This is a genomic window from Kocuria aegyptia (genome assembly GCF_039530085.1).
Taxonomy (GTDB): Bacteria; Actinomycetota; Actinomycetes; order Actinomycetales; family Micrococcaceae; genus Kocuria; species Kocuria aegyptia.
In genome coordinates this window covers 1-9337 of sequence record NZ_BAAAOA010000001.1, presented here as the reverse complement: position 1 = coordinate 9337, position 9337 = coordinate 1, and the positions used below count along the sequence as shown (strand labels likewise).

Annotated in this window: 9 protein-coding genes; 5 read left to right on the top strand and 4 right to left on the bottom strand. The window is 72.0% G+C overall.

Annotated elements, in window-relative coordinates:
• Positions 1-415: 415 nt before the first annotated feature.
• The 3 genes from ABD220_RS00045 to ABD220_RS00035 are packed head-to-tail and all read right to left on the bottom strand — an operon-like array spanning position 416 to position 3705.
• Entirely contained in the window at positions 416-2089 is a 1674-nt protein-coding gene (locus tag ABD220_RS00045) for an FAD-binding oxidoreductase (RefSeq protein ID WP_344118690.1), read from the bottom strand.
• A 42-nt stretch (positions 2090-2131) separates the two neighbouring features.
• Entirely contained in the window at positions 2132-2920 is a 789-nt protein-coding gene (locus tag ABD220_RS00040; protein WP_344118688.1) for a lysophospholipid acyltransferase family protein, read from the bottom strand.
• Positions 2917-3705 carry an SDR family NAD(P)-dependent oxidoreductase gene (locus ABD220_RS00035; RefSeq protein ID WP_344118686.1) on the bottom strand — a complete coding sequence of 263 codons (789 nt, stop codon included), beginning with the start codon at positions 3703-3705 and terminating at the stop codon, positions 2917-2919. Before ABD220_RS00035 ends, ABD220_RS00040 begins: the two co-directional genes overlap by 4 nt.
• A 149-nt stretch (positions 3706-3854) precedes the next feature.
• On the opposite strand from ABD220_RS00035, the gene ABD220_RS00030 reads away from it, so the two are divergent.
• Positions 3855-6113, top strand: coding sequence for an HAD-IB family hydrolase (locus ABD220_RS00030; RefSeq protein ID WP_344118684.1), 2259 nt, complete (start codon positions 3855-3857; stop codon positions 6111-6113).
• Between the two features lie 36 nt (positions 6114-6149).
• Positions 6150-6725, top strand: coding sequence for a TetR/AcrR family transcriptional regulator (locus ABD220_RS00025; protein WP_344118683.1), 576 nt, complete (start codon positions 6150-6152; stop codon positions 6723-6725).
• Between the two features lie 22 nt (positions 6726-6747).
• On the opposite strand, the gene ABD220_RS00020 is transcribed toward ABD220_RS00025, so the two are convergent.
• Complete coding sequence (locus ABD220_RS00020) at positions 6748-7950, bottom strand: DUF4032 domain-containing protein (RefSeq protein ID WP_344118681.1); 1203 nt, start codon at positions 7948-7950, stop codon at positions 6748-6750.
• 161 nt (positions 7951-8111) lie between these two features.
• On the opposite strand from ABD220_RS00020, the gene ABD220_RS00015 reads away from it, so the two are divergent.
• The 3 genes from ABD220_RS00015 (at position 8112) to ABD220_RS00005 (ending at position 9247) form a co-directional block, all read left to right on the top strand.
• Positions 8112-8528, top strand: coding sequence for a MurR/RpiR family transcriptional regulator (locus tag ABD220_RS00015; RefSeq protein WP_344118679.1), 417 nt, complete (start codon positions 8112-8114; stop codon positions 8526-8528).
• Positions 8453-8932 (top strand): MurR/RpiR family transcriptional regulator, encoded by a 480-nt coding sequence (locus ABD220_RS00010; RefSeq protein ID WP_344118676.1) that lies wholly within the window; start codon positions 8453-8455, stop codon positions 8930-8932. The genes ABD220_RS00015 and ABD220_RS00010 overlap by 76 nt, the downstream gene beginning before the upstream one ends.
• Positions 8933-9043: 111 nt before the next feature.
• The gene (locus ABD220_RS00005) at positions 9044-9247 is read left to right on the top strand and encodes a hypothetical protein (RefSeq protein WP_344118674.1); all 204 of its coding nucleotides are present in this window, start codon (positions 9044-9046) and stop codon (positions 9245-9247) included.
• Positions 9248-9337 lie beyond the last annotated feature (90 nt).

Sequence of the window (9337 nt, the reverse complement as noted above, 5' to 3'; positions counted from 1 at the left end):
ACCAGAAGGGTCGAGCCCCCGCACCACACCGGTGCGGGGGCTCCCCGCATTCACCACCCACCCCACCGACCCCCGGGACACACCCACCGGACCCGCCACCACCGGCACCAACCCCTCACCCGTTGCCCGGTACGGCCCTTTGGCGCGGTTGCCCGGGACGGCCCTTTGGCCACTGCGCAGCGCGTCCTCGCCCCTCTCGGCGCAGCCTCCGCGCCTGCGCCGCCAGGCAACGCGACTCCAAGAGCACAGGCCCTCACCACTGCAGCGAGGCCTGTGCTGATGCCGTGGACCGCGCCGAGCCGCTGGGTCCGGCTGTGCGCACGGTGGTGAGGGCTCGTCCACGTCCGAGGTCCCGCACGGGAACAGGCCCCCACCGGTGTCGGTGGGGGCCTGTTCCCATGTGGGGCCGAGGAGCTCAGCCCACGATCTTGCCGGGGTTGAAGTGACCCCCCGGATCCGCGGCGGCGAACAGGCTGCGCATGAGCTGCACGCCCTCGGGGGAGACGTCCTGCTCCATCCACGGGCTGTGCTCGAGACCCACTCCGTGGTGGTGGGACAGCGTGCCCCCGGCGTCGATGAACGCCTGCTGGATCGCGCTCTTGATGGCGGCGTACTCGCCGTGCGGGTCCTCGCCGATCTCGTAGCCGAAGGTGAAGTAGAGGCAGGCCCCGGCGTGGTAGGAGTGGGACATGTGGGACATGATCCATCCGGTCTTGCCCTGCGACTCGAAGGCCCGCTGCGCGGCGTCGTAGACCGCCTGGTGCACCGTGGTGAGCCGGGACCAGGGGGCGGCGGTCTCGGAGACGTCGCCGATGGTGTTCTGCTCGAGCAGGAAGTCGCGCAGGTACGGGGTGTCGAACTTCTTCTGGTCGTAGAGTGCGCCGGGGCCCGCTCCGAGCACCAGGGCGCCCTGCTTCTTCACGATGCCCGCCACCGCTTTCTTCCCGCCCTGGACCTCGGCCTTGCTGCCCTCGAAGCACACGTAGGCGATGCACATCGCGTCGGTGTCCCAGCCGCGGCGGCGCATGACCTCCCACAGCAGGTCCTGCCCCTTGGCCGTGACCTTCTTCTTGAGGGTGGCGGGGGCCTTCTGGGTGGACAGGGAGAACGCGGTCTCGTGCGCGTCGGAGACCCGCGCGAAGGTGGTGCTGACACCGGACCGCGCGATCTCGCGCATCGCGACGAGCGCCTGCTGCCACGTGGGGAACATGTACGCAATGACCTCGCGGTGCTCGGCGATGCGGTGCACGTGGACGTCCAGCTGGGTGATCACGCCGAGCCGGCCCTCGGAGCCGATGATCATCTCCCGCAGGCTCGGCCCCGTGGAGGTCGAGGGGAGGGGCCGCAGCACCACGGTGCCGCCAGGGCGCACCACTCGCAGGCCACGCACGATGTCGGCGATGTCCCCGTACTTGTCGGACTGCATGCCCGAGGAGCGCGTGGCGGCCCAGCCACCGAGGGTCGAGTGCGTGAAGGAGTCCGGGAAGTGCCCGAGGGTCCACCCGCGGGCGTTGAGCTGCTCCTCCATGTCCGGGCCGAGCACGCCGGCCTGGATGGTGGCCAGTCCGGAGGTCTCGTCGATCGACAGCACCTGGTTCATCCGCCCCAAATCGAGGGAAACGATCGTTCGTTCTTCACGCGGGTCGGGTTGGAGGCTCCGGGAGATGCTCGTGCCGCCGCCGAAGGGGATGACCACGAAGTCGCGTTCCACGGCGAGCCGCAGCACCTGGGCCACCTCGTCCTCGGTGCCGGGGTACACGACCACGTCCGGCACCCGCGCGAAGTCTCCCGCGCGGGTGAGGAGCAGCTCGGTGACGGACTTGCCGGCCCAGTGCACGATCCGCAGCTCGTCGTCGAGGGCCAGGTACTCCGCGCCGGTGATGGCGGTCAGCGCCTCCAGGAGGGCGTTCTCGGCGCGGGAGGCGGGGACGTTCACCGTGGCGAAGTCGATGGTGTCGCGCTGCCGGGGCCGCAGGTCGACGTCGAGGGCGTGCTTGACGAACGGGGCGAAGGCGGGCTTGTTCGCGTACTCGAAGTGCACGCCTTCCTCGCCCCACCCCCACCACTTCATGTGCTTCACGTGTGCCATCTGCGCAGTACTCTCCTGGTTCTCGGGGGAGGGGGGCGGTGCTCAGGCGTCGATGCGCGGGCGGTGCTCGGCGTAGAGCGCGCGCACCGACGCCTCGATGCGTTCGTTGAAGGCCGCGGTCGGCTCCTTCGGCTGGGCGCGGAGCGGCTCGCCGATCGCGACCACCACGCGGGGGCGGCCGCGGCGCGGCCAGCGGGTGCCGTAGGGCATGGCCTCGTGCGCGCCGATCAGGGCGACAGGAAGCACCGGCACGCCCACGGCCTTGGCGAGACCCGCGGCGCCGATCTTGAAGGACGCCATCTTGCCCGTGCGGGACCGCGTGCCCTCGGGGAAGACCAGCAGCGGGACGTCCGCCTTGAGCAGCTGCTTGGACAGCCCCCGGTTCGCCCCCGTGCCGGTGCGGTCCACCGGGAACGCGTTGAAGATGAGTTCGGTGAACAGGCGCTTGTGCGGTGCCGTGAAGAAGTAGTCCGCAGCCACCCCGGTCGCGAGGTTGCGACGGATGCGCGGGGGCACGGAGCCGAGCACCAGGGGAGCGTCCAGGTGGCTGGAGTGGTTGGCCAACACGATGCAGGGTCCGTCGAGGGCCTCCGCCGCCGGGTGGGTCACCACTGTGCGCCGGATCGTGCGGTAGGCGAGCCCGTGCAGGAAGATCCGCTGGGCGATCCGCCGGGCCAGCCGGCGCCGGGGGTCGCGGAACCGCGCGGGATCCAGCTGTGCGGAGGAGGCGGGCGGCGCGGCCGGCGTCGGCTCGGAGGCGGCGGCGGAGCTGCCCCCGCCGTCGATGGAGCGCCGGACCGCAGCCGGATCGTGGTCCTTGCGGCGCTTCACGACCCCGCCGCCCGTTCCTTCTGGCGGGCGGAGGCGACCATCCCGGAGAGCCGGCGCACCGCGGAGCGCGGCAGGTGGCGCAGGGCGAACCCGAGAAGGCGGTATCGCCTGGAGGGCATCGAGAGCACCTTGCCGCGGGCGACGTCGTCGAGGGCCTCCTCGACCACGCGCTCGGGGCTGAGCCACATGAAGGAGGGGATCGAGGTGCCGCTGATGCCGGCCCGCGCGTGGAACTCCGTGCGCACCCAGCCGGGCAGCAGGGCGGTGACGTGCACGCCCGTCCCGCGGAGCTCGACGGCCAGGGCCTCGGTGAACGCCGTCGTGTAGGCCTTGATCGCCGAGTACGACCCCATCGTGACCAGCCCCGCGGTGGAGGAGACGTTGATGATCCAACCGGAGCCGCGCGCCGCCATCGCCCGGGCCGCGGCGGAGGAGAGCACCAGCACGGCCCGGCACATGACCTCGAACGCGCGGTCGTGGGCGCCGATGTCCGGGTCGGCGAAGCGGGTCTTCACGGAGAACCCGGCATTGTTCACCAGGACGTCCACGGGCCGCTCGGAGTCCTCGACCCGGGCGGCGACGCGGTCCACGTCGGCGCGGTCGGAGAGGTCGGCGGTCAGGACCTCGACCGGCACACCGTGCTCCGAGCGCAGCCTGGACGCCGTCTGCTCGAGGCGGTCCGCGTCGCGGGCCACCAGGACGAGTGCATTTCCCCGGCGGGCCAGGGCTTCGGCGAACGCGGCACCGATGCCGGACGTCCCCCCGGTCACGAGAGCGGTAAGCATGAGATCTAGGCTACACTACGGTAGCCGTAGCGTAGCCGGGTGCGGTCCGCTCGAGGGGGTGCCGTCGTCGCCCGCCGGGCCGGGCCCGCCCGCAGCCCCCCGCCCGCTCCGCACCGACGGCGGCCCAGTACACCACCGGAGGAACACCGTTGACCGAGACCCCCACCACGCGCGTCCTGCTGACGGGAGCCACCGGCTTCCTCGGGCAGGCGGTGCTCGAACGGCTGCTGTCCGCCCACGAGGGTGTGCACGTCACCGCCGTCGTCCGCCCCAAGGGCAGCATCAGCGGGGAGCAGCGGTTGCGGCAGCTGTTGCGCAAGCCCGCATTCCGCACCTGGCGGGAGGAGCTGGGCGACGACGAGGCCAAGCGGGTCTTCGCGCAGCGCACGGCGGTCCTCGAAGGTGATCTCTCGGCGCTCGCCGGCATCACCGAGCCCTTCGACGTGGTGATCCACTCCGCCTCCACGGTGTCCTTCGACCCGCCCATCCACGAGGCCTTCAGCACGAACGTCGGTGGCGCCACCGGGCTCTACGACGCACTCCTGGCCTCCGGTCAGGACCCGCACGTCATCCATGTCTCCACCTGCTACGTGGGCGGGATCGCCAAGGGCCTGCGCCCCGAGGCGCCCGTGGACCACGACGTCGACTGGGCCGCCGAGTTCGAGGCCGCCCAGCGGGCGCGGGACGAGGCCGAGATGGCCTCCCGCACCCCGGAGCGGCTGCAGGCCATCATCGACGACGCCACGGCGCAGCACGGCAAGGAGGGCCCCAAGTCGGTGGCCCGCGCCGCGGAGGCCGCGCGCGAGGAGTGGGTCCGCACCCGCCTCGTCGAGTACGGGCGCACCCGGGCGCAGTCCCTCGGCTGGACCGACATCTACACCTTCACGAAGGCCCTGGGCGAGCGCGTCGCCGAGCAGAAGTGGGCGGGCGCCGGCCACCGCCTCTCCGTGGTCCGTCCCTCGATCATCGAGTCCGCGCTGCGCCACCCGTACCCCGGCTGGATCGACGGCTACAAGGTGGCCGACCCGCTGATCATGGCCTACGCCAAGGGGGCCCTGCCGGAGTTCCCGGGGCTGCCGGACTCCGTGCTCGACGTCATCCCCGTCGACTTCGTGGTCAACGCGATCGTGGCGCTGGCCACTCAGGGGCACCGCGCCCCCTCGGGCGCGGTCACCCCGGGCGGGCAGGCGGACCCCGCCCCCACCTACTACCAGGTCTGCTCGGGCGCCTCGAACCCGCTCCCGTTCCACCAGATGTACGAGAACGTCCGGTCCTTCTTCCTCGCCCATCCGCTCGAGGACGCCGACGGCAAGCCCATCCGCGTGCCCGAGTGGAAGTTCCCGGCCAACAACGCCGTGGAGCGCTCGCTGGCGGTCAAGGAGAAGCTCTCCGCCGTGGGCGGCCGGATCACCTCGGCGCTGCCCGCGACCTCCCGGACCCGGGAGTGGGCCACCTCCCTGCACCGCATGCAGTCCGGCCTCGGCTCCCTGCGCACCTACGTGGACCTCTACCAGTCCTACACGCGCACCGAGATGATCTTCGACGACGCCAACACGCGGCAGCTCAACGACTCGCTGCCCGCCGGCACGCCCGAGGACCGGACCTTCGACGCCCGCTCGATCGACTGGGCCGACTACTGGCACAACGTGCACCTGCCGGCGCTGACCACGATGACCAAGGCCTACGGGCGGCTCCAGGCGGCGTCCAAGCGGCGCAGCACGGCCAGGCGGGGGCTGAGCGAGGGCACGGACGTGCTCGCGGTCTTCGACCTCGAGGGCACGGTCCTGGACTCCACGGTCATCCGCCAGTACCTGCAGCTGCGCCGCCGGACCCTCCACCTGGCGAAGTGGCCCGCGGAGGTCGCCGACCTCGTCTCGAGCGCCCCGACCTACCTGAAGGCCGAGAAGCGGGACCGCGGGGAGTTCATCCGGGCGTTCATGCGCCGCTACCAGGGCGTGCCCGCGGGGACCGTGCGGGAGCAGGCGGCCGGTCCGCTCGGCCAGGACATGCGCCGCCTCCTGCGTCCCGGAGCCCTGGCCCGGATCGAGGAGCACCGCGCCGCGGGGCACCGCACGGTGCTGGTCACCGGGTCCATCGACCTGCTCGTGGAGCCGATCGCCCACCTCTTCGACGAGGTCGTGGCGGGCCGGATGGACGAGCGCGACGGCGTGATGACCGGCTACCTCGCCGCTCCACCCCTGGTCGACGAGGCGCGGGCCCAGTGGCTCAAGAAGTACGCCGAGCAGGGCGGCTACGATCTCTCCCGCTCCTACGGCTACGGGGACTCCCATGCGGACGCCAGCTGGTTGCTGCTCATGGGCCACCCCTACACCGTGAACCCCGATCTGCCCCTGTACCGGCTGGCCCGGAAGAACCACTGGCCCATCGAGGACTGGAAGACCGCCTGAGCGCTGTGGCGGCGGACGGCGAGCAGGAGGGCACCGATGGGCGACGACGACCGGACCGATCCGCGGACCGTCACCACCGACAAGAAGATCACCGCGGCGGCACTGGCCCTCCTGCGTGAGGGCGGACCGCACCGCGTGAGCATCGAGGCGGTCTCGGCGGCCTCCGGCGTGGCCAAGACGTCGATCTACCGCCGCTACGCGAACAGCCTGGAGATGCTCGAAGGGGCTCTCGAGGACGCCGTGGCCACCTACTCACCGCAGCGTCCGAGTGCCTCGGCGAGCTGGGACGAGGGCCTCGCCGAGGCGCTGGACTTCCTGCTCCACGACATGGGCATCGGGGTGGCGGTCTCGCTGCTGAGCGACCCGGACTCGGAGACGTCCCGGATCCTGCGGGCGCACCTGGTCCGGCCGCGGGTGGAGCGGCTCAAGGAGCTCATCGCGGCGGAGACGGCAGCGGGGCGGCTGAGCCCGGACCTGGACGTCGACGTCGTCCTGGACTTCGTGCTGGGCTCCGCCTATTCCCATGTGGCCCGGTACGGGAGCCTGGGAGAGGACTGGCCCCGGCGCGTGCACCGGACCTTGACCGGCATGCTCGAGGCGCACCGGCCCTGACCCGTCCGGGCCGGCTCCCGGCTCAGAAGACCTCACGCTCGTCCGGGCGCTGGGCCAGCTGCGAGGACACATAGTCCTCGACCGCCGCGTGCGTCGGCACGTCCTTGCCGGCGCGCTCGGAGAGGAACCACCGGTGCTCGAGCACCTCGTGCACGATCTCGGCGGGTTCGAGTTTGCGGCGCATCGGCGGGGTGACCGCCTCCATGATGGGGGAGAAGACCTCGCGCATCCACAGCTGGGCCACGAGTTCCTCGGGCAGGCCCGGATACAGGTCCTGTCCCAGTTGGGCGATGTCGGTCAGCAGCCGGCGCGCCTGGTTCTCGTGGGCGCCGAGGCCGGTGAGCCGCTGCAGACGGCGGGTGTGGTGGCCGGGCTCCACGACCTGCGGGCGCAGCCGGATCCGCCCGTCGACCGTGTCCATGGAGGCCTCCTCGACGTCGAAGCCGAGCTCGTTGAGCCGGCGCACCCGCTCCACCACGCGCCAGCGCTCGTCCATGCTGAACGACTCCTCGACCGTCAGCTCGCGCCACAGGAACTCGTAGGTGGCGACGAGCCGGTCCGAGACCTCGAAGGGGTCCACCACGTCCGCGATGTCGTGTCCCTCCTCGGCCGCCCCCGCGAGCAGGTCCATGATCTCCCCGGCCACGTTGGTGCGGGCCAGCTCGATGTCGTACCCCCGCTGGCCGCGCGTGAGCTCCGGGTGGATCTCGCCCGTCTCCGCGTCCACCAGGTAGGCGGCGAACGCCCCGGCGTCCCGGCGGAACAGCGTGTTCGAGAGCGAGACGTCCCCCCAGTAGAAGCCGGACAGGTGCAGCTGCACGATGAGCGAGGCCAGCGCGTCCACGAGCCGCTCGACCGTGGCGGCGCTGGGGCCGGCGGAGAAGATGGCTCGATAGGGCAGGGAGAAGCTCAGGTGGTCCGTCACCAGGGCGGCCGGCAGTGGCTCGCCCTCGGGCGTGTAGCGGTCCGTGACCACGGAGTCCGGCACCACGGACGGGATGCCCATGCGCTGCAGCCGGCGCAGGGTGGCGTACTCGTGCCGGGCGTAGTGGGGGACGGTCTCCTTGACGGCGACGACCTTCTCGCCGGCGTGGGCGAAGCGCACGACGTGCCGGGAGATGCCGCGGGGAAAGGCGGCGAGGACGTCCTCCGGCCACTGCTCGAGGGGGATGCCCCACGGCAGCTCCAGGAGCACCGGGTCCGGGAAGGCCGTCTGGATGGACACGCTCCCGGACCGTCCGCCGGGGGCGGGGCCGTCCATGGGTGCGAGGGGGAAGTGTGGGGCCAGGGAACCCTTCATACCTGGTCATGCTAGCAACCGGGGCGTCAGCGGTGCCGCCGCAGGGCCTCCCGCGATCGGTCCCGGCGGTCGCTAGGGTGGTGAGGGTGTCGATCGAACAGCGCATCCACGCGCACTACGCCGGGCTCTCGCCCCAGGAGCGGCGGGCCGCCGACCTGATCCTGGACCACCTGGACGACCTCGCCCTGTACAGCTCGGCGGAGCTGGCGCAGATGAGCGGCGTGTCCCGCGCGACCCTCTCCCGGCTGTACCGGCATCTGGGCTTCGAGTCCTTCACCGACCTCCGGGAGACGGCCCGGACCTTGCGCCAGCAGGGCGTGCCGCTGGGTCCGGACGCGGACCCGGAGCTGAGCCAGCACCTGGAGCAGGAGCTCAAGAACCTGCGCAAGGCCCTGGACCCGGCGGGGAGGACCGCCCGGCCCAGGCCGTGCGCGCGCTGGCGGACGCGGGATCGGTCCTGCTCATCGGCCTGCGCAACAGCTACCCGGTCGCACTGCACCTGAAGCAGCAGCTGCAGCAGGCGCGGGGCCGGGTCCGGCTCGCCCCGCTGCCGGGCCAGACCCTCGGCGAGGAGCTCGTGGACGTGGGCGAGGGGGACGTCGTGGTCCTGCTCGGCTTCCGGCGGCGCCCCCTCGGATTCGAGCGTCTGGTCGAGGTCTGTGCGGCCTCGGGCGCGCGGACCGTCCTGCTCGCGGATAGCACGGCCCGGCGCCACGCGTCGGCCGTGGACCTGTGGATCGAGTGCCCCCTCGACGGCGTGGGGCCGTTCGACTCCTACGCGGCGGCCATGAGCCTCGTGTCGGTGCTCGCCGATGGTGTGCTGGCCGCCACGGGCCCGGAGGGGCGACGACGGGTGGGCCGCGCTGCCGAACTCTACGAGGAGCTGGAGGAGCTGGACCTGCGCTGAGCCGATCCGGCGGAGGGCCGGTGCATCGCCGGGACGTGTCGGCTAGAATTCGTCAGTTGGCTGATCAAATCGGGTCGGCAGGGGCCCGGACCTTACCGAAAGGAAACCGTCATGCATGATCCTCAGGCGCTCGCCCAGGCCGAGACGTACCTTCTGCACGTGCTCGAGCACTCCGACCCGCCGCGCGACGCCAGTCGCTACAACGTGACGGCCGCCGCCCGGGCCTACCACGACCGCACCGGCAACTGGGACGTCCGGGGCGGCGATCCGGAACTCGTGGAGCAGGTGCTCGCCGAGCACCCCGCCCGCGACTGACCCGGGCCCGGCGCGGCGCCCTGCCTGTCGGGGGAGGGCGCCGCGGTCCTGGGGGTTCTCGTTCGTGGTCGGGTGGTCAGTCGGGCAGGC

Coding starts and splice junctions, on each gene's coding strand:
- ABD220_RS00045 (WP_344118690.1), bottom strand. CDS start 2,089: ATGGCACACGTGAAGCACATGAAGTGGTGGGGGTGGGGCGAGGAAGGC.
- ABD220_RS00035 (WP_344118686.1), bottom strand. CDS start 3,705: ATGCTTACCGCTCTCGTGACCGGGGGGACGTCCGGCATCGGTGCCGCG.
- ABD220_RS00025 (WP_344118683.1), top strand. CDS start 6,150: ATGGGCGACGACGACCGGACCGATCCGCGGACCGTCACCACCGACAAG.
- ABD220_RS00005 (WP_344118674.1), top strand. CDS start 9,044: ATGCATGATCCTCAGGCGCTCGCCCAGGCCGAGACGTACCTTCTGCAC.